The organism is Prevotella pallens ATCC 700821 (assembly GCF_000220255.1).
Classification (GTDB): Bacteria; Bacteroidota; Bacteroidia; order Bacteroidales; family Bacteroidaceae; genus Prevotella; species Prevotella pallens.
This window is the reverse complement of sequence record NZ_GL982513.1, coordinates 20,407-40,754: the sequence shown is the minus strand read 5'-3', so window position 1 is coordinate 40,754 and position 20,348 is coordinate 20,407. Positions and strand designations below refer to the sequence as shown.

The window sequence follows — 20,348 nt, the reverse complement described above, 5'->3', positions numbered from 1 at the left end:
TTTATAGTCAAAATGAAACATTATTTCTTAGTCGCAGCCACGGCGCTGCTTGTGTTATCAGGTCTTTCCTCATGTAGTAAAGACACTCCAGATGTTCCTCCAACACCACCAGCAAAGTCCGAGGCAGGATTTGTGCATAGCGTGAATATTGGAGAGAACACATATGTCAGTCTGTTCAAAGACTTGACAGCTGGTTCGCTCAATACGGACAATGCTTTGGTGTTTGCCAAGGGTGCATTTTCATTTGTGCATGGTGGCAAGGTATATGTGACTGACACGGAACACCTCTACAAATATGCACCAAAAGATGGCAAGCTCGTCCAAGAGGGCACGACTATGGTATTTCCAAGTGGTGCTAAGGCAACGTACATCACGTTCGCATCCAATAAGAAGGCATATGTTTCTTGCCTTGGTATTGGAAAGGTGTGGATTATTGACCCATCCTCAATGACGAAGACAGGAGAAATAGACTTATCCGACTATTCCTTGGGAAAGTCCTCTGGTGACAATAATCCTGAACCGTGTGCCTCTGTTATCAGAGATGGAATTTTATATGTGTCTCTGAATCAAATGAAGTCTGCTTATTCTTGCGAAACTGGAGCCTATGTTGCATTAATTGACACGAAAACAGACAAGCCAATAAAACTTATTAGTGACAGTCGCGTCACGATGTCGTCCAGTGGAACACCTGCTGGTGATCCGTTTGTGGACGAGAAGGGTGATATTTATTTCTATTGCGTAGGAATGTTCGGTTATCAGAAGGGGGCAAAGGAAGGCTTCTTGCGCATTAAGAAGGGAGAACAGGAGTTTGACAAGTCTTATTGCTTTACCCTTGCAGATGTAAATCTGGATGGTGTAAAAGGAGGTAAAACTTCATATGCCTATAATAAGGTATATGGTGGAAACGGAAAGGTTTATGGATACCTAAATATTCCTGGGGCAGCAAGCAACCCACCTGATTACGTTCATGATAAATCGTTCCAGCCTTTTGAGATTAATCTCTATGATAAGACTTGCAAGAAGATGAACTTCTCAGGAACTACAGGCTGGGCGGCATCCATTTGCAAGTCGGGCAATGACATCATCTTCGGCATGTCAACAGACCAAGGTACGGGTTATTTTGTCTATCACATGAAAGATGGAAGCTATGAAAAATTGAAGGTAAAGGTTTCCGGAGCACCCTATATGTTGCATGAGCTTAAATAGTTGTAATAGAATATTACTTATGATATTTATTGGGACATAACCCCAACATCTAAAAGAATGTGAACTTCTTGATTAGAAACTTTAACCTCCTCAAAACAAGGAAAAGAGCTGTATCGTTACTCATTATAGGGTTTGATACGGCTCTTTTAGTTTATGTGTTATAAACTATAAATTCTCATGGTTGTGCTTTTAGTTTTTATACACTGTCAATTCAGTTTTAATAAAAATCTTTTTTTGTAGTAGCGTAGTAAATAATCGAAAGAATATTCGTATATCAATAAAAATTTTTAATCCTTTTTCTTTCAACGTATTATACCTTATTGTAGTTATGTAGTAAGATATAATCAATGAAAGAAAAAGAAAATATAATCATCAGGTATCCGTCTTTCCTATTAAGAATATCGGTGTTATTATGGATGTAGGTTTCTGCAATCTCTGACATACATTGTAATGTCCTAGAATTAGTTGACAACTTTGGTTTCTTAATTTCATTTTTCTTTGACAAGTTTATTTGCTAAGTTCAGCAAGGCTTGTCGTGTTCTTTTCTTAACTACATAGTTAGTTGACAGTTGTCTTCCAATTGCAAAATTAATCTTTATTTTCTAGTTGTGGTTGTTTCTACCTCCTTCTTTTATTGTTTGACTTAATAATGTGTGCCGATGAAGTTATGCCGTCAACCTTGCGACTTCTTCCAAGGGCGTTCTCATCTGCAGACTCTGATGCGGTCTGAACGTGTTGTACAGGTCGATGGCTTTCTTTGTAAGGCGCCTGACCTGCTGCAGACTTTTGTCTTCTGTACTGAAGAGCCATCCGTTCTTGAGCGTATTGTTCATCCTCTCGGCCAGGGCGTTGTGCAATGGGTCTCCGGTTTGCGTCATACTTATTTGTATTCCAAGAGATTTGAGTTTGTCGACGTACTCATTGCAGCAGTATTGCACGCCGCGGTCGGAGTGGTGTATGAGTTGTGAGAGTTCGACATTATACTTTCTGTAGAAATCGATGGCCATAGAGAGGGCTTTCATCGGACCTTGTCTCTCAAGGGTCGGATGCAGGCACCAGCCCACTATCAGACGTGAAGCGGCATCGGTTACCAAAGAGAGATAGGCCCAACCTGAAGAGGTTGCCACGTAGGTGATATCCGTAACGCACAGCTCACCGAAGCGGGCGGGATGTAGCTTGGGCGTTGTATTGAGAAGGTCTTCATAGATGTGGTAGTGGTGATTGGAGTTGGTCGTCCTTGGGCGTTTGCGACGGCGAAGGCACAGACCATTAGAGCGGAAGAGCTCATAGCATTGGTCGCGCCCGATGGTAAACTTATCTGCATACTTGCGACGGCATAGCTCGTAAAGGATGCGTATGCCGGCCTTGGGTAAAGAGGTGCGGAGCTCCTGCGCATAGAATACGATGCTGCTGCGCAGGACGTCTAACTCCAAAGAACGATCCACATGGCGGTAATATCCTTGTCTGCTTATGCCAAGATAACCGCAGAGTAAACTGACAGGATGAGTTACCAGCTCCTGTCTTTCTTTTCCCTGCGACAAGGTCTTGATTACTTGGCAGCGGAGTTTTTTCGTATACGGATGTTGTATTTCTTCTCGGCAAGATCGATCATCGTCTTGTTGGCCAAACCATAAAGTTTTTCAACGGCCAATTCTTTTTCAAGACGTTTAATCTCTTTTTCATGAGCCTTGCGCTCGCGTAATAGCTGCGCTTGGAGCTCTTCGAGCTGAACGGGGATATCTTCTTTTTTCATAAGATATGCTACTGACGAGACGTCGGGTGAGCCATATTCGGTATAAATACGATGGAAAGTACTTAAAGGGATACCATGACGAGAAGAGAACTCATGCAAGGTTAAGCCACTTGTTACATACTGATGTAATAACAGTATTTTCTCTGATTCATTGTACTGAGACATAAATTTTTACTCCTTTTTTGATTGGGAAGGTGTCAACTTATTCAGTACACTACACATGTTTCCTGAAGAAGTGTGCTTCCGTACTGTCCAATTGATAAGACAAGGCGATGATGATTGTGAGTGGATAAAGCGGAGCATAACCTCGCAGTCGTCCGTTCACGTAGACTTCCTGCTCCCCTGTATCCCTTTCGTCGGGTTGCAGGGGAGAGACTTTTAGTAGAAGTTGCAGACGATGGTTGAGCTTCCTCCATGTTACACCGAAGAAATCTACCAGTTCGCTCTCTGTCATGGCGATTTTACCTTTGCCTTTGCGAATGATTTGCATATTGTCGCCCCACTCGAAATAGCTACGGTCTTTTTTAGTTTGATAGTGATAGGTATTCATACGGCTTCCTCCTTCGTTTCCTTTGTCTGATGTTTCCTTATCAACCTATCCATATCCTCAGAAATCTTATTGTCCGTCACCTGTGCATAGATTTGGGTGCTTGATATGGAGGCGTGCCCCATCATCTTGGCAATGCTCTCGATGGGTATCCCTGCACTTAAACTCATTGTACCGAAAGTGTGCCTTGCCATATGATAGGACAACCGTTCTCTGATACCGCAAGCCTTTCCCACGATGCTCAGCTTTGCACTCATCACGCTACGGCTACAAGCACAGTGAAAGATAAAGTCGTCACCTTTTTCTTTCACTGTCTGCATTTCTTTCATGCTGGGTAGTTCTTCCTTACATTGATCGATGATGGCCTCCGCTATCGGGTGCAGGGGCACAACAAACTCCACCTTTGTCTTCTGCCGTTCTTTTCGGATATATTTCTGTCCGTCGGCTGCCGTTTGAATGTGTCCAAATTGCAAATGTTCCATATCAGCAATAGCCAAGCCCGTAAAGCATGAGAAGATAAATATCCGCCTTGCTTGTTCTGCTTCCTTATCAATTACTCTCAATGCCATGAGTTTGGCAACATCGCTCTTTTGCAGAAAGCGTATCTTCTGTTCCGCTTTCTCATACTTGGCATTCTCAAAAGGATTGCAACGAATGAGCCTATGGCTGACCGCACGATACATCAGCCTACTCAGCCAACAAAGATAACGATTCATGGTTGCTGATGCCAAGCCTCGTCTTTTCAGATAGAAACGGTATTCTTCAAACAAGTCTTCCGTTATAGTGGCTATGACTATATCCGTCATTCCCTTATCCTTTACAAATTCCGTAAGTAACTTATCTGAATAGAGAAGATTCTGATAGGTTCCCTCAACTCTCGATTTGCCCACGCACTCTTTAACGGATTGCAGTTCTGCTTTGCTCATGGCAAGAAGTGTTGTCGGCATGGTGGCTATCCTCTGCAAACGGTTTTTAAGCAGTTCCACACTTACCACTCCGTCCTTTATCAATATCTCCTGATAGGTCTTTTCTACAAGTTCTTTGAACTCGCCGATTCTTTGATTGGTTTTCTTGTCGGTTGTCAGTCCCTGTCGGCTATTCCACTCGGAGGATTTGCACTGCTCGCCTGTGGTAATGGCGATGCTTTTTCCGTCTATGGTGATACGGCAGAGAATGGCGGTCTTGCCGTCTGCCTTTATTTTCTGTCTGTTGATATAGAACAGTATCTTAAATGTACTTCTCATAAAAAATCTTGGTTAAATGGTTAAACGCAAATCTTCGGTGAAAGAAAGGAAACGGTTAAACTCCTCAAAGAGTTTCTGCGGTGTTACTTTTGCATAACGTTCGGTCATACTTACGTTCGTATGTCCGAGCATCTTGCTCACCGTTTCAATAGGTACGCCCTGCTCCAATGTGATAAGTGTGGCAAAGGTATGCCTTGCAGTGTGCGTAGTAAAGGGAAAAGAAATGTCTGACCGTAATCGCAAGGCTTTGAGACAGGACTGATAAGTGGAATATTTGAAGTAAGGGATCAGTGTTTCCCTTTCATCGCTGTGCATTTTCTGTATTAATTGAACTGCTTCGGGCAATAGCTTGATACGACAAAGCACACCTGTCTTCTGTCGGTTGAACTTTAACCAAAGACAATCCTCATCGTCACGGATAAGATGCTTCTTGCTTAGTTCTATCAAATCACAATAGGCTGCACCGGTATAACAGGCGAAGAGAAACACATCACGAGCGGTTTCCATTTCTTCTTCCAATTCATCAAAACGGAGTGCCTTCAACTTGTCCAATGCTTCTTGGTCGAGAGTCTTGGGCGCTTTCTTGTCTCCCCGTTCTATATGGACTTTGTCAAACAGAAGCGTATCAGCCAACCCCTCACGATAAGCTAGCCTGCAGACGGTCTTCAAATCTGCTGCAACTCTGAAAAATGTGCTTTGCTGATGACCGAGATCACCGAGACAGAACGCCTGCAACTCATAGATAAAGCTTTCTGTAAGCTGCGAGAAAGCCAAATCCGAAACATGATACCTCCTCTGAATGAACTCCTGTAATCGTTTCCGAGTGGAATGATAGGCGTACATAGACCCTTCCTTGATGTCTATACCGATATGGCTTTCCTTCTCCTTGATGAGCATATCCAGCCTCTCGATAAGCATACATCTTGCCTGTACACTGCCTTGAAACAGTTCCTTTACATCAGTTGCATCAAATGGCTGTCCTTTGGCAATTAGCGACTGATAGGCAGATTGAATGGAAAGCAACAGATTCTCCAATCTCCCATTAATTTCTACCGCCTCACGGCTCTTGCCATCCATTCTGCTCTCACGTGAATTCCATAAGTCAGGATTGCAGGAGAGTTTACAACTGAACTGGGCAATGGAACGCCCAATGGTAATACGTCCCATAATCGGAGCTTTCCCCGATTTGTCAAGCCCGCTCTTTTTAAGGTAGAGCAACACCTTCATTTTCTCTGTTTTCATACGCTTTAATATTTGTGGGCAAAATTACCCGAATTAAAGCGTTCCTCACATACGCAGAAAACTGCTGACCAAAGCAACAGCCACACTAGCGAAAATAATTCAGTTACCGAATGCTATACCATCGTTACCTACATCAAAACAAGGTAACGCTCTGGTAACTGAACTTCTGCCTAAATCTGCATATTCCTGCCCTTTACAAACAGAGCAGTATTATGCAAATCATTTCGTTTCTCTCTCATTATCAGTTAGTTTACATCAGCTTCGATATCTCTTCTTTTTCATTAATTAGTTACAACACAAAAACCTATATTTTGCATTGCAAAAAGGTGGTTTTTACAATGCAAAACAATGGTTTTTACTTTGCGTTGATAATGAGATAGTTACAAGATAATTATTGCTTGAAGAATATTTACGCTTTTTTACGTCTCGTTTACGCTATATTTTTGTGTACTATTGCAACGTTTATCGCTTTATTTTTCCAAAGGTTTTAATGCTGGTATACTTACGCCAGAGATTCAGTTTACGTTGTTTTGGCACTCCATATTGGGCTATATAGTTGCGTGCAGCGTCTAGCATGCGCTGTGCACACCGCCCATCTAAGTAAGGATCGTAGTTGTTTATCACCCATTTGCGTAGGTTGGCAATTTCTTTATTCGTAAATATATCGTCGTAAGCATCGCACAGTTGCGAAGCATCGGTAATGTTTTTCCAATACAAATCTTTCGATATGGCATTTAGAGTTATAACTGGTTTATCCATCAAGAGAGCCTCGTAGATAGCAGACGAGGTATCGCTCACCACTACATCAGCCATCAAAAGATATTTTGTAAGGGCAAATTCGCCTACCATTATAATGTTTTTATGACTATCGGCAAGTGCCCGACAGGCTTCCACCCATTCTGTTTTGGTCAGTGGATGTAGTTTCATGATAATCAGAACACGGCGTGTGTCGGCAAGCTTACGCAGGTCGTTGAGGATAAACGGAATGGAAGTTAGTTTTGGAGAGAATGTTGGTGCATAAACCACAATGCGTTCGCAGGCGTGCTCTTGTAGTAGTTCTGTTCGCTCGTTATCGAAGTTATGGCGATGTGCAAATATGTAGTCTTGGCGTGTCCAGCCTGTTTCTACCACAGAGAAGTCGCCATATTTTTTTGCCAAAGCCTTGAAATGACTTGTAAAGTAGGGTCCTTGCGTGCAATAAATGTCGAAATAACGGCGTATCACCCAGTGGTCTTTCTTCTCTGCAGCATAGCCGTGGAATATTTGAATCTTTACCCCAGGCAGATAATAAGGTACAATGTTGCCTGGTACATATATGGCTTCTGGACTGAAATCGAAACTTTCCTGTATGCTGTTAGTCCATTTCACGCAGTCTTTTAATGGAAAATCTGGTATCTTTTCTTGGTGTACATACCACAGCACATCGTTGTTTCCTTCTTTGTTAGCCTCTGTTTGGATAGGCTGTAGAATATCCACAGCATATTTGTTTTCACAGAACAATAAAATGCGCATTATACTTGTATTTTTCTGCAAAGATAGTTTAATTAGCCGACAAAGCGAAAAAAAAGCAGTAACTTTGCACACATTATATAATAATAATATAGTTATGAGTATGCTAAACTTCACAATAGGGCCCGTAATGTCGGCTGACAAAGTAAGAGAAATAGGTGCAGAACAAGTGCCTTACTTTCGTACTTCAGAATTCTCTGCCACTATGAAAGAGAACGAAAAACTAATGAAAGAGTTTGCAAAAGCAGACGATGATGCTCGTGTGGTATTCATAACAGGTTCAGGAACAGCCTCTATGGAAGCATCAGTAATGAATATTCTAACTCCAGCCGATAAGGTTTTGGTGGTAAACGGAGGTAGTTTCGGACAACGTTTTGTTGATTTGTGCGAATTGTATGCCATTCCCCACACTGTTATAAAGATGAAAATAGGCGAGCAAATCACTGCCGAGATGCTCGAGCAGTACGATGGTCAGGGCTACACAGCCTTTCTTGTGAATGTTGGCGAGACCTCTACGGGCGTGCATTACGACATTGATTTAATCAGCAAATTCTGCCGTCGCAACCATCTTTTCCTGCTTGTCGATGCCATAAGTTCGTTTCTTGCCGACGAGTTTGATATGAAACAATTGGGTGCCGACGTTATGATTACAGGTTCGCAGAAGGCTTTAGCTTGTCCTCCAGGTATTTCAATTATAGTGCTTTCGCCACGAGCTATCGAACGTATCGAACGCAATAATGTTCGCTGTATGTATTTAAATTTAAAAGATGCACTACGTAATGGCGAACGAGGACAAACACCTTTCACTCCAGCTGTGGGTATATTGCGACAAATTAACTACCGATTGAAAGAGATAGAACGTACTGGCGGAGTTGCAGCAGAGATAGAACGAACACGCAATTTGGCTATGGATTTCCGACAGAAAATAGCCCATTTGCCTTTGGAACTTATCACAAAATCGCCTTCGAACGCAGTAACGGCACTGCACCCACTAAACAATTCGGCTTTCAGTATATTCGAAACACTTAAAGACGAGTATAGTATCTGGATTTGTCCGAACGGTGGTGATATGCGCGATACTATCTTTCGAGTAGGCCATATTGGTGCACTGACACCCGAAAATAACTCTACACTTGTAGCAGCATTCAACGAATTACACAACATTGGCAAACTTTAAACAACGATGAAAAAAGTCATTACCTACGGAACTTACGACTTATTGCACAAAGGGCACGTGCGTTTGTTAGAACGGGCAAAGGCATTAGGCGACTACTTAATAGTGGGTGTAACAGCCGATACCTTCGATCGCGAACGAGGAAAGATAAACGTTCAGCAATCACTTGTGGAGCGAATAGAGAACGTAAGGTCCACTGGTTTGGCTGACGAAATAGTGATTGAAGAGTACGAAGGGCAGAAAATAGACGACATAAAGCGTATGAATGTCGATATTTTTACCGTAGGTTCAGACTGGCGGGGTAAGTTTGACTACCTATCAGAGTATTGTAAGGTAGTCTATCTCGAGCGAACGAAAGGTATTTCCAGTACAGAATTGCGCTCAGACCTATGCGAAATACGTATCGGACTGGTGGGCGAGTCGTCTATTATAACCAAGTTTGCACGCGAAAGTAAGTTTGTTAATGGTATAAATATTAGTGGTGTGTATGCAGAAAGCAACCAGAATCTGGGTAATTTACACGAAACAGTGCCTTTCTTTGCCGACAATTACGCTGCATTACTCGAGGTTTCAGATGCCGTTTACATTATTTCGCACCCCGAAAAACATTATACACACATCAAAGAAGCCTTGTTACAGGGGAAGCACGTGCTATGCGAATCGCCCATTTCACTAAATAACGAGGAGTGGAAAGAACTTAACAGCATTGCAGACGAGCAAGGAGTAATCTTGATGGACTCTATAAAAACGGCTTATTCTATGGCATACGATCGCCTTTGCCTGCTTGCAAAGAGTGGGAAAATAGGTAAGATATATTCCATTGATGCCACTTGCACGAGTCTTTCGCACTACAATACAGAGAATAAAGAAGTACTACAATTCACTTGGAACAGTTTTTGCGCATGGGCACCTACGGCTCTTCTCCCAATTTTACAGCTGTTAGGAACCGACTATACCCGTAAAACCATCTGCACACACCTTATTGACGATGCGCCAAACTTCGATACATTCACTAAAATATCGTTCATTTATCCCCACGCAGTGGCATCGTTGAAGGTCGGACAAGGCATAAAATCGGAAGGCGAACTTGTTATTTCTGGTACCGAAGGCTACATTTACGTGCCTGCTCCGTGGTGGAAAACCGATTATTTTGAGGTGCGTAGAGAGAATCCAAGCGACAATAAGCGCTACTTCTATCAACTCGATGGCGAAGGTATTCGCTACGAACTGCTTACTTTTATCAAGTCTATTCAAGGTCAACGCAACCTTTCTTATGTTAGCAAAGAAGTGTCAGAAGCCATCGCTAACATCACTTCCGACTTCTATAAACGCAAAGATACGGTGCTGATATAACGCTCGTTTATTGTAAAACGATAGGTAAAGTATGCACAACACAAGTGTAAAGGTTTCTCATAAGTATATCTATTGTGTTACAGTTTTATTATCAGTGTATTGTAAAACCTATTGTTTTACACTGTAAAAGTGTAGATTTTGCGCCACAAAAGAGTTGCCTTCGCATCGTTAAAGTGCAGTTATTATTTTTTAGGGGGATTATCTTTATAAAACCACGACTACTCTTTGTAAAACAACCATATATATACAACGAAGGGGCGGACGAGTTGTAAAGGCGTGATTTATCACGTTCTTCTTATCTGCGATTGTTCTTTTTCGGTGTCAGAAATGCGGTAACTCACACCATTACACGTACAATCCGCTCTTCTTCTGTGTATCTTAGCACCTGCCATAAGCGACAAAACAAAGTTCGTTTCCCTAAGAATGAAACTCTGCTGACCCTCTTTGCTTCTTAAAAAAACTTGTTTACAAACGCTTATAAGTAACGATAGTGTTACCATAAAACTCTTTTTTCACAATGTCAATATTATTTGGAAGATGTGGAGCGGCAATACCATTGCTTATAGTAAAGGGGGCTGTCTCTATACGAATTTCGTCCCACAAGCCTGCATCTATAAACGATTGAAGTGTGTGTGCGCCACCTTCTACGATGAGTGAACATATTTTTTGTTCTGTATTATTGCGTTGGTTGATTGTATCAATAAGCTGCTGCAGACTATTAACATATAGAACATCATCTACAAAACCATTATTTTTATAAGTAGACGACAGTACTATTTTCTGTGGATTCTTGCCATTCCACTCTCTTACCGTAAGACGTGGGTGTTCCAATTCCTCTGTATTGCGCCCTACAAGAATAGCATCGTACTCGGCACGGAGCTTATGAACGAGCATCTTTGTAACGGCATTAGATATCTGCAGAGTGGCTTTTCTATCGCTCGTAACCTGCGAATACCCTATGAAACCATTAGCAGTTTGTGCCCATTTTAGCAATATGTAGGGTCTATTTTCTGTGTTTCGCACTATAAATTCACGGTTCAGCATTAGGCATTCGTGCTCCAACACGCCCACAGTAACATCTATTCCTGCCTTACGAATGTGCTCAATACCTCTTCCTTGCACTGCTGAAAAGGGGTCTACACAGCCACAAACCATTCTGCGAATACCCTTTCGAACAATTAAATCGGCACAAGGTGGAGTCTTTCCATAATGCGAACAGGGTTCAAGACTTACGTATATAGTGGCTTCGCATAGTAGATTTTCATCTTTTGGGCGTACCGATCGAAAGGCATTAACCTCTGCATGACCTTCTCCGTATCGCACATGGTAGCCTTCTCCTATAATATTTCCCTCGCTACTTACTATTACCGCACCCACCATAGGGTTGGGTTTTGCTAATAATCTGCCGTTCTTTGCCAACTGCAAACAGCGGCGCATATACATTTCATCTATATCTTTTTGTTTCATTTCCATTTATTTTCTACCTTTGCAAATATGTATACAAACTATCAAAATCTGTATAAACAGCTTATGAATGTCTATCCGTTAGACGAAGCGAAAGCCATTGTCAGAATGGTTTTAGAGGAACGTTACGGACTGACACTTCCCGAAATATATACCGACAAAGTTACGCAATTATCAGCAGACGATGCTAACGATCTCGAAAAAATAATGTCTCGCTTGGCAAAAGGCGAACCAGTGCAGTATGTTCTTGGCTCTACTACATTTTGTGGACGACAATTCTGTGTGGCTCCAGGTGTACTAATACCTCGTCCAGAGACAGAAATGTTGTGCGAATGGGTTATAAATGTTCATAATAACTCATTCTGTGCACTACAGCCACCTACTCCTTTGCGTATATTAGACGTTGGGACGGGGAGCGGTTGCATAGCTATCACTCTCTCGTTGGATATGTCTAATACAGTAGTGTCTGCCTACGATATTTCGTCAGAGGCGCTTTTAATAGCCCGCGACAATGCTATCAGGTTGGGAGCTACAGTTAATTTTCAAATGAAAGATGCATTACAACTCGTGCCAACCTCAGAGATGTTCGATGTTATCGTAAGTAATCCACCTTATATTTGTGAGAATGAACGTGTAGATATGCTTCCAAACGTGCTGAATTACGAACCTTCTATAGCTCTTTTCGTACCTAATAACGATCCGTTGCGCTTCTATCGTGCCATAGCAGAATATGGAATGATAGCCCTTTCGCACAATGGTGAACTCTATTTTGAAATCAACTACCGCTTTGTAGATGAAGTTTCGGCAATGCTAAACGCTTTGGGCTATGTTGGAATAGAGGTGCGAAACGACCAATTTGCTAAGCAGCGATTTGTAAAAGCTATACGTTTATGATGCAAAAAAAACAAATAACCGAAGAAGAAGCTTTACGAAAGCTTGGCGACCTTTGTGCCCGTGGCGAGCATTGCTCGGGCGAGATGGTAGAGAAATTACGTAAATGGGGCATTGCAGCCGATGCACAGGAACGCATTATTGACAAGCTCATAGACTATAAATATATTGATGACGAAAGATTTACACGATCGTTTGTATGCGATAAAATAGTATTCAACAAATGGGGGCGGCGAAAGATAGAACAAGCACTGTGGCAAAAACATATTCCACAAAGCATTTCTCAACCTATTCTTGACGAAATAGAACCGCAAGAGTATCTGAATGTGTTGCGCCCACTACTGAAAAGTAAGTATCTAACCATAAAAGCGGAAACCGATTATGAACGTTCTATGAAACTTATAAAATACGCAATGGGAAGAGGTTTTACACTCGATATAATTCGGTTGTGTATAGACGATGTAACAATAGTAGACGATATTGATGACAATGACGAAGATTAGCTTCTTCTCTAGGGTGCTTGATCTTATTGCACCTCGTGCTTGTGCAGTTTGTGGACGTAGACTTAGTATAACAGAGGAACCACTTTGTGCGACTTGTAACATAGCTTTACCACGCACAAACTGTCATTTTCAGCCTTTGGATAACGAAGTTGCACAACTTTTTTGGGGTAGAATTCCTATAGAAAAATGTGCAGCTTATTTCTTTTATAAGCCCAACTCTGCTTCCAGTTACCTTATATATAAGTTGAAATACTTTGATCGTCCAGATATAGGTGAGCAATTTGGACGCCTTATTGCTGCCGAATATGCAACCCAAAACTTCTTTGATGGTATAACAGCTTTACTACCAGTGCCACTCACTAAACGACGTACCATTCAGCGAGGTTATAATCAAAGTCTTGAAATAGCCCACGGAGTAAGTGCTGTAACGGGGATAACCATTTTGAAAGATACAATTAAACGTACATCGTTTGTAGATAGTCAGACACAAAAAGATATGTGGGAACGTACCAAAAATGTGGAAAACGCCTTTAAACTATGTGTACCCGAAAAGATAAATAATCAGCATATACTTTTAATTGATGATATTATAACCACTGGGGCGACACTTACAGCGGTAGGAAAAGAACTAATGAAAGCCTCAAATGTTAAGATTAGTATTTTAGCCTTAGGGGTTGCGAGTGATAAATAGATTGTAATATTAGGTTTTAATAAAATCTAAATCTTTTCAGTTTTATTTTGTTTTCTGAATATGTTACTGTAACTTTGCAATCTTATAGGTGGTTCCTAAAAGATACTTATGTAGTTTTTTTGCCTTTTATATGAGCTGTTTTTGTATTCTTTTTAGAAGGTATAGGCGGACTATACAATGGGAATAAAGATGAAATATACCACATAAAAGCAAGAGACCACAACGAAAAAATGTAGTTATGACAATAAACTTCTTCTACATATAATCCATAGGACGTATCTATAATAATAGGTAAACATAAATAAAAATATAACAGATGGCATATTTATTCTCTTCTGAATCAGTATCAGAAGGACACCCAGACAAGGTCGCAGACCAAATTAGCGATGCTCTTCTTGACCAATTTCTTGCTTATGATAATAGTTCTCGTTGTGCAATAGAAACTTTTAATACAACAGGACAGGTTATTATTATGGGCGAAGTACGCTCAAAAGAATATATAGACATTCCTGCAATCACTCGCAAAACAATCAATAACATTGGCTATACGAAGGCAGAATATCAATTTGATGGTAATAGTTGTGGTATTCTTTCAGCCATTCACGAGCAAAGTTCCGATATAAATCGGGGTGTAGATAGGGCTGATGAGGATAATCAAGGAGCAGGAGATCAAGGTATGATGTTCGGTTATGCCTGCAACGAAACTGCAAACTATATGCCTGTAACGCTCGACTTGGCTCACTTATTAATGACTACTTTGGCAGATATACGTAAAGAAGGAAAGGTAATGACCTATCTTCGACCAGATTCAAAGAGCCAGGTTACGGTAGAATACAGTGATGACAATATTCCACAACGCATTGATACAATTGTAGTTTCTACCCAACATGATGACTTTATTAAACCTGCTAACGATTCGGTAGAGGCACAACTGAAAGCTGATGAAGCTATGCTGGCAAAGATTAGAGAGGACGTTTTGAATATACTAATACCTCGAGTGAAAGCACAGATAGACTCTGATAAAGTATTAGCACTATTCAATGATGGTATAAAATATTTCGTAAATCCAACGGGAAAGTTTGTTATTGGTGGTCCTCATGGCGATACCGGTCTGACAGGTCGTAAGATTATTGTTGATACCTACGGTGGAAAAGGTGCACATGGGGGAGGGGCTTTTTCAGGAAAAGACTCATCTAAGGTAGACCGCTCTGCCGCATACGCAACCCGCTACATAGCAAAAAATATGGTGGCAGCAGGTGTAAGCGACGAAATTCTAGTGCAATTGGCTTATGCTATCGGTATTGCCGAACCTGTTAGTGTTTATGTTAATACCTACGGACGCGCTCATGTGAACTTAACAGACGGTGAAATAGCAGAACGAATAAAGAAAATGTTCGACCTTCGCCCTAAAGCAATAGAACGAATGTTAAAGTTGCGTCAGCCAATGTATCTAGAAACAGCAGCTTATGGACACATGGGACGTAAGAACGAAATGGTAAAGAAGACCTTTACAAGTTTGTATCATGATAAGAAAGAGCTTGAAGTGGAACTCTTTACTTGGGAGAAACTCGATAAAGTGGCAGAGATTAAAAAGGTATTTGGATTGTAAACCAATATGCTGACAGCCGATTCTACAACCCAGTCGAAACTATTAAAACAATTGCGCACCTCACCTCAACCTTCTAAACATACAACTATGGTTGAGCGTGAGGCTAACAGCGATTGGCAAGTAGATACCGTAAAGGTAGCAAAAACAAAGAATATTTTATACTGGAAGGCTCCTAAACCTCTCAATTTACGAACTATTAAGTTTGCTGAAGAAGGCTATTTTAAAGGAAATAAGTACTTCCGTCCAGAATTAGTAAAGGCACATGATGGGGTGTTGGGCGACCCCGCTCCATACAATGTAGGCAACGATAATGTTGTTGCAGGTACACTTATTGTATGTTTTGCATTGGCAATGATAGCCTCGTCTATGTCGCGCAACTTTATTGCAAGGCAGATAAAAAACCTTTTTCATCGTCCTAGTCGTAGTACAAATATCGTTGAAACCGGACACGAAGTACGCTTTCAAGCATTCTTAGTAGTGCAAACAGCATTACTTTTAAGTATTACTTATTATCTCTTTACACGGACAACGAATAGTGGAAACGATATTTGCGATTCTCCAATATTAGCCGTAGGTATCTTCTTTGGTATCTTTTTAAGTTATTTCCTACTTAAAAATCTTCTATATACAATTGTAAATTGGGTGTATTTTGACCGAAGAAGTAACCAGCAATGGTCGCAACTAACTTTGTTCCTCGTATCTGCTGAAGGTGTTATCATTTATCCTGCAGTCTTGTTAATGATATATTTTGGACTTTCAGCGCAGTATACGCTTATTTATGCTGCAACTATTGTAAGTTTAATTAAATTGCTTCTATTTTATCAAGGATACATTATCTTTTTCAAAAGAACGGCTGTCAGTATGCAAATAATTTTGTACTTTTGCACCCTAGAACTGATGCCGTTGATGGCATTAGTAGGAATTTTGGTATATACCAATAACTATTTGACTATAATATTTTAGGACACGATGATTAAAAAGATACTTGTATCACAGCCTAAGCCAGGGAGCGATAAGTCGCCTTATTATGAAATAGCCAAGGATTTGGGTGTTGAGATGGTCTTTCGCCCATTCTTTAAGGTGGAAGGTCTTTCGTCTAAAGAGTTCAGACAGCAGAAAATAAACTTACTCGATTATACTGCTGTGGTATTTACATCTCGCCATGCGATTGACAATTACTTCAAGCTGGCTCAAGAAATGCGTATTACAATACCTGAAACAATGAAGTATTTTTGCGTAATAGAAACTATCGCACTTTATATTCAGAAGTATACGCAATATAGAAAACGTAAGATATTTTTTGGCAATTCTGGTAAAATAGATAACTTAATTCCTACTATGGTTAAGCATAAGGACGAGAAATACCTTGTGCCATTAAGTTCTGTGCATACCGATTCTATATCAACAATGCTTACCGACAATAAGTTGAGACACAAAGAATGTGTGATGTATCGTACTGTTAGTAATGATTTGACCGAAGAAGAAAAAGCATCATTCGACTACGATATGCTTGTATTCTTTAGTCCTACTGGCGTTCGTGCATTGAAAGAAAATCTTCCCGACTTTGTACAAGGCGACATCAAGATTGCTGCTTTCGGCCCAGCAACAGCCAAAGAGGTGAAAGACCAAGGCTTACGACTCGACTTAGAAGCACCATCAGCACAGCATCCTTCTATGACAGGGGCATTACGTGCCTACTTAGAAGAGCAAAAGAAATAAAGAAACAAGAGAAAGATTTGCTTAAATATGCTTCTTTGAACACAAAAAAGGTATACAGTTAATGCCTATATCCCATAAATTTACATTACGTAAAGAAGAACGGTTATGTAGCAAACTGCTCATAAACGAACTATTTAATGGTGGGAATAGTAGCTCAATGGTTGCTTTCCCTTTACGTGCAGTGTTTCTTATACGCAACCGTAACAATGGTTCGGCTAACTGTAAAAGTGCTGTAGCCAATGCTTCATCACAAGTAAAGATACTAGTTAGTATACCCAAAAAGTGCTTTAAACATGCTGTAAAACGTAACAGGGCTAAGCGGCAAGTGAGAGAAGCATATAGAAAGAACAAGTATATCTTGCTCGATGAATTGCAAGCAAGGTCTAACCAAGAAATATTACTTGCCTTTATATGGCTCGATAATATACTCCACACAACTGTAGATGTAGAAAACAAAGTCTGTAACCTGCTCCAACGAATTAAAGAGAGATTAGAGACAAACAAAACAGACGACATTCTAGAATAATGATAAAGAAGGTTTTGCACATAGTTTCGCAACTACTATCGTGGTTTCTCATAATTCCTATACTGTTTTATCAACGGTTTATTACTCCATTTACTCCTCCCTCATGCAGATTTACTCCCACTTGTTCCGAATACGCAAAGCAAGCTTTAAAGAAGCACGGACCTATAAAAGGGCTCGCATTGGCTATTTGGCGAATATTGAGATGTAACCCTTGGGGAGGAAGTGGATATGACCCCGTACCATAAATGGTGTTTACGAATATTCTATAGTACATTATATTATAATACAGCTCATACGAGCTTAAAATACAATAAGTGATGAAAAACTTTGTTGAAGAACTAAGATGGCGCGGTATGTTGGCGCAAATTATGCCAGGAACAGAAGAGTTTCTGCAAAAGGGTATGGTGTCGGCGTATCTTGGAACCGACCCTACTGCCGACTCTCTACATATTGGACACCTATGCGGTATAATGATGTTGCGCCATTTACAGCTATGTGGACACAAGCCTTATTTGCTCATTGGCGGGGCAACAGGTATGATTGGCGACCCATCAGGCAAAAGTCAAGAGCGTAATTTGCTCGACTCTGAAACTCTTTATCATAACCAAGAAGCTATTAAACGACAAGTTAGCAAGTTCCTCGATTTCGATGGCGATGCGCAAAATAAGGCGGAAATGGTTAATAACTACGATTGGATGAAGCAATTCAGCTTCCTCGACTTTGCAAGAACTGTAGGTAAGCACATCACCGTGAATTATATGATGGCAAAAGACAGTGTGAAACGTCGCTTAAATGGTGAAGCTAGCGATGGACTTTCGTTCACAGAGTTCACATATCAACTGTTGCAAGGATACGATTTCTTATATCAATACGAACATTATGGTGTGAAGCTACAGCTTGGAGGCAACGACCAGTGGGGCAATATGACCACTGGAACAGAACTTATTCGCCGTACGCTCGGGCAAGAGGCTGAGGCTTATTGCTTAACTTGCCCACTTATAACTAAGGCTGACGGTAAGAAGTTTGGTAAAACAGAAAGTGGTAACATCTGGCTCGACCGTAATCGTACCACTCCATACGTATTCTATCAGTTCTGGCTAAATGTTAGCGACGACGACGCAGAAAAGTATATAAAGATTTTTACATCGTTAGACAAACCAACAATTGATGCTCTTATAGACGAACACAGGCAAGACCCTGGACGTAGAACGCTACAACGCCGATTAGCAGAAGAGGTTACACGTATGGTTCACTCACAGGCTGACCTCGATATGGCTATAGCTGCATCGAATATTCTCTTTGGTAAGGCTACAAAAGAGAATCTTCTGCAACTCGACGAACAGACTTTCAACGATGTATTCAAAGACGTTCCACATTACGAGGTTTCTAAAGAACTTCTAGGACAACCAGCAGTAGACATTTTTAATCAGGAGGGTATGCAGATATTCCCAAGCAAAAGCGAAATGCGCAAACTTGTAAAAGGTGGTGGCGTGTCGCTTAACAAAGAGAAGCTGCAAGCTTTCGACCAAATAATTACGGCTGATGACCTTATTGACGGTAAGTATTTATTACTGCAAAGAGGTAAGAAAAACTACTTCCTTGTAATTGTGAAGTAACTTTATAAGGTAAAAACTATATGCAAAAAGGCAATGATGGAAGGGTTTAATTAAGCCACACCACCATTGCCTTTTTTGTTTGTCGTGCTATTTTGGCTTTCTTTCCTCGCCCAGCATTAACCTATTGTTCTGCTAAAACAATAGAAAAACTATGCAATACATTTATAATATTACTCAAAAAAGACGTATATTTGTCGCAAAGTTCAATTAAAACTCTCAACAATATGAAAAAAAACATAGTATTAATCTTACTTCTTGTGCTTTCTCTTCATGTTTTGGCACAGAATAAAAACCACATTATTCGTGTAGACTGGAAAGCGATAGAAAAAACTGTAAAAACTCGTCCAGACAGTGTAAAGGCTCTTGTTGCTCGTTTTGTTCAACCACAAATAGATACAACTCTTACGTTGCCAGAACGCATTCTTGCCTATTACGGTCAGTCGTATATAAGTGACGGAAGCGAAACGCTAGACGTAATGCAGATGGAAGATTCGCTGAAAGCTAAATCGGCTGCAGCACTTAGATTAGCCGAAAAGGCACTTACAAAGAATCCGCTGAATGCCGATGCGCTCATTGGAAAGGCTTCTATTCTGTTGAAACGTCTTGAAACCAATCCTGACGATTCTGCTAAAGTCGCATCAGAAGCACGCTATTGTTTGCGCATTATGATGCAAATATACGATGTTATTGGCTCTACAGGCGATGGAACTGCCGAAAACCCATTTAGTGTAACCAGCGTAAGCGACGAATACAACTTCTTGCATTATTATCTCGAAATATGGAAAGTAACAGGACAGGCACTCATTATGTCGGGTAAAAACAAAGTGGCGTGCGATGTATTACACTTAGGCGAAAAGAGCAACTATTGGGATAAGCCCGACATTTATTTCGATGTAACACGTGTGCTCCTATTGGAAGAGGGAACTTTTAAATAAAAGTAATAACTTATTCGTAAACTTCGCAAACGCTAATTTAGAAGAAAATACAGTTGAAACACACTTCGTTATTATGCAATGTGGTTTTCATTCTGCTATAAATAAGCGTTTAACGAAATTCATAACCCATTAAATTCTATCCTAAAAGAGTCTGTTTCCTAATGCGAAACAGGCTCTTTTGCTATGTACTGAAATGCGGAGAAATATATCTCTATTCAGTAGCTTATAATAACATTCTGTCAAAATATGTCGTTATATTTTGTGCATATTTTTGTTTAATGGTTGCGCTTATAGCCTGTTTAGTTATTGAAAATGTAGCAAACTACGTCAAGAGAATAAGGCAAACAAAATGCCCACAAGCAACCG

The 20,348-nt window shown here is 40.7% G+C and carries 19 protein-coding genes and 1 pseudogene; 13 read left to right on the top strand and 7 right to left on the bottom strand.

Annotated elements, in window-relative coordinates; translation table 11 throughout:
- Nucleotides 1-12: 12 nt before the first annotated feature.
- The gene (locus HMPREF9144_RS00195; RefSeq protein WP_006043736.1) at nucleotides 13-1,206 is read left to right on the top strand and encodes a YncE family protein; all 1,194 of its coding nucleotides are present in this window, start codon (nucleotides 13-15) and stop codon (nucleotides 1,204-1,206) included.
- 665 nt (nucleotides 1,207-1,871) lie between these two features.
- Here the strand turns inward: HMPREF9144_RS00195 and HMPREF9144_RS12730 are convergent.
- The 6 genes and pseudogenes from HMPREF9144_RS12730 to HMPREF9144_RS00165 form a co-directional block, all read right to left on the bottom strand.
- On the bottom strand, nucleotides 1,872-2,747 hold the full coding sequence (locus tag HMPREF9144_RS12730) for an IS3 family transposase (protein ID WP_006043734.1): 876 nt from the start codon (nucleotides 2,745-2,747) through the stop codon (nucleotides 1,872-1,874).
- 8 nt (nucleotides 2,748-2,755) lie between these two features.
- Nucleotides 2,756-2,959, bottom strand: coding sequence for a hypothetical protein (locus HMPREF9144_RS13725; protein WP_006255059.1), 204 nt, complete (start codon nucleotides 2,957-2,959; stop codon nucleotides 2,756-2,758).
- Nucleotides 2,960-3,176: 217 nt separating this feature from the next.
- Nucleotides 3,177-3,509: pseudogene (locus tag HMPREF9144_RS00180) on the bottom strand (hypothetical protein); the annotation flags it as partial.
- Complete coding sequence (locus HMPREF9144_RS00175; RefSeq protein WP_006043731.1) at nucleotides 3,506-4,750, bottom strand: site-specific integrase; 1,245 nt, start codon at nucleotides 4,748-4,750, stop codon at nucleotides 3,506-3,508. The gene HMPREF9144_RS00175 and the pseudogene HMPREF9144_RS00180, both read right to left, overlap by 4 nt.
- Before the next feature lie 12 nt (nucleotides 4,751-4,762).
- Nucleotides 4,763-5,992, bottom strand: a complete 1,230-nt coding sequence (locus HMPREF9144_RS00170) for a site-specific integrase (protein WP_006043730.1) — start codon at nucleotides 5,990-5,992, stop codon at nucleotides 4,763-4,765.
- A gap of 462 nt (nucleotides 5,993-6,454) precedes the next feature.
- On the bottom strand, nucleotides 6,455-7,504 hold the full coding sequence (locus HMPREF9144_RS00165; protein WP_006043728.1) for a CDP-glycerol glycerophosphotransferase family protein: 1,050 nt from the start codon (nucleotides 7,502-7,504) through the stop codon (nucleotides 6,455-6,457).
- A 94-nt stretch (nucleotides 7,505-7,598) separates the two neighbouring features.
- Here HMPREF9144_RS00165 and HMPREF9144_RS00160 point away from each other — a divergent pair, with 94 nt between their 5' ends.
- Nucleotides 7,599-8,678, top strand: a complete 1,080-nt coding sequence (locus HMPREF9144_RS00160; protein WP_174262600.1) for a pyridoxal-phosphate-dependent aminotransferase family protein — start codon at nucleotides 7,599-7,601, stop codon at nucleotides 8,676-8,678.
- Nucleotides 8,679-8,684: 6 nt separating this feature from the next.
- On the top strand, nucleotides 8,685-10,028 hold the full coding sequence (locus HMPREF9144_RS00155; RefSeq protein ID WP_006043726.1) for a Gfo/Idh/MocA family oxidoreductase: 1,344 nt from the start codon (nucleotides 8,685-8,687) through the stop codon (nucleotides 10,026-10,028).
- A 465-nt stretch (nucleotides 10,029-10,493) separates the two neighbouring features.
- Here HMPREF9144_RS00155 and ribD read toward each other — a convergent pair whose 3' ends face one another.
- The gene (gene ribD / locus HMPREF9144_RS00150; protein ID WP_006043724.1) at nucleotides 10,494-11,501 is read right to left on the bottom strand and encodes a bifunctional diaminohydroxyphosphoribosylaminopyrimidine deaminase/5-amino-6-(5-phosphoribosylamino)uracil reductase RibD; all 1,008 of its coding nucleotides are present in this window, start codon (nucleotides 11,499-11,501) and stop codon (nucleotides 10,494-10,496) included.
- 21 nt (nucleotides 11,502-11,522) lie between these two features.
- Between ribD and prmC the strand changes: the two genes are divergently transcribed.
- The 10 genes from prmC to HMPREF9144_RS00105 all read left to right on the top strand — a co-directional run bounded on the left by prmC (nucleotide 11,523) and on the right by HMPREF9144_RS00105 (nucleotide 19,982).
- The gene (prmC, locus tag HMPREF9144_RS00145) at nucleotides 11,523-12,386 is read left to right on the top strand and encodes a peptide chain release factor N(5)-glutamine methyltransferase (RefSeq protein ID WP_006043723.1); all 864 of its coding nucleotides are present in this window, start codon (nucleotides 11,523-11,525) and stop codon (nucleotides 12,384-12,386) included.
- Nucleotides 12,383-12,886, top strand: a complete 504-nt coding sequence (locus HMPREF9144_RS00140; RefSeq protein ID WP_006043722.1) for a regulatory protein RecX — start codon at nucleotides 12,383-12,385, stop codon at nucleotides 12,884-12,886. Before prmC ends, HMPREF9144_RS00140 begins: the two co-directional genes overlap by 4 nt.
- Nucleotides 12,873-13,577 (top strand): ComF family protein, encoded by a 705-nt coding sequence (locus HMPREF9144_RS00135; RefSeq protein ID WP_006043721.1) that lies wholly within the window; start codon nucleotides 12,873-12,875, stop codon nucleotides 13,575-13,577. The genes HMPREF9144_RS00140 and HMPREF9144_RS00135 overlap by 14 nt, the downstream gene beginning before the upstream one ends.
- Before the next feature lie 316 nt (nucleotides 13,578-13,893).
- Nucleotides 13,894-15,186 carry a methionine adenosyltransferase gene (gene metK, locus HMPREF9144_RS00130; protein WP_006043720.1) on the top strand — a complete coding sequence of 431 codons (1,293 nt, stop codon included), beginning with the start codon at nucleotides 13,894-13,896 and terminating at the stop codon, nucleotides 15,184-15,186.
- Nucleotides 15,187-15,192: 6 nt separating this feature from the next.
- Nucleotides 15,193-16,149: a DUF4271 domain-containing protein gene (locus tag HMPREF9144_RS00125; protein ID WP_006043719.1), complete on the top strand. Its 957-nt coding sequence runs from the start codon at nucleotides 15,193-15,195 to the stop codon at nucleotides 16,147-16,149.
- 6 nt (nucleotides 16,150-16,155) lie between these two features.
- Nucleotides 16,156-16,905 (top strand): uroporphyrinogen-III synthase, encoded by a 750-nt coding sequence (locus tag HMPREF9144_RS00120; protein ID WP_006043718.1) that lies wholly within the window; start codon nucleotides 16,156-16,158, stop codon nucleotides 16,903-16,905.
- Nucleotides 16,906-16,966: 61 nt separating this feature from the next.
- A complete protein-coding gene (locus HMPREF9144_RS00115; RefSeq protein ID WP_006043717.1) occupies nucleotides 16,967-17,431 on the top strand; it encodes a ribonuclease P protein component in 465 nt (154 codons plus the stop codon).
- Complete coding sequence (yidD, locus tag HMPREF9144_RS12720) at nucleotides 17,431-17,676, top strand: membrane protein insertion efficiency factor YidD (protein ID WP_006043716.1); 246 nt, start codon at nucleotides 17,431-17,433, stop codon at nucleotides 17,674-17,676. Before HMPREF9144_RS00115 ends, yidD begins: the two co-directional genes overlap by 1 nt.
- Before the next feature lie 72 nt (nucleotides 17,677-17,748).
- Complete coding sequence (gene tyrS, locus HMPREF9144_RS00110; protein ID WP_006043715.1) at nucleotides 17,749-19,047, top strand: tyrosine--tRNA ligase; 1,299 nt, start codon at nucleotides 17,749-17,751, stop codon at nucleotides 19,045-19,047.
- Nucleotides 19,048-19,271: 224 nt separating this feature from the next.
- Nucleotides 19,272-19,982 (top strand): DUF4919 domain-containing protein, encoded by a 711-nt coding sequence (locus HMPREF9144_RS00105; RefSeq protein WP_006043714.1) that lies wholly within the window; start codon nucleotides 19,272-19,274, stop codon nucleotides 19,980-19,982.
- Nucleotides 19,983-20,348 lie beyond the last annotated feature (366 nt).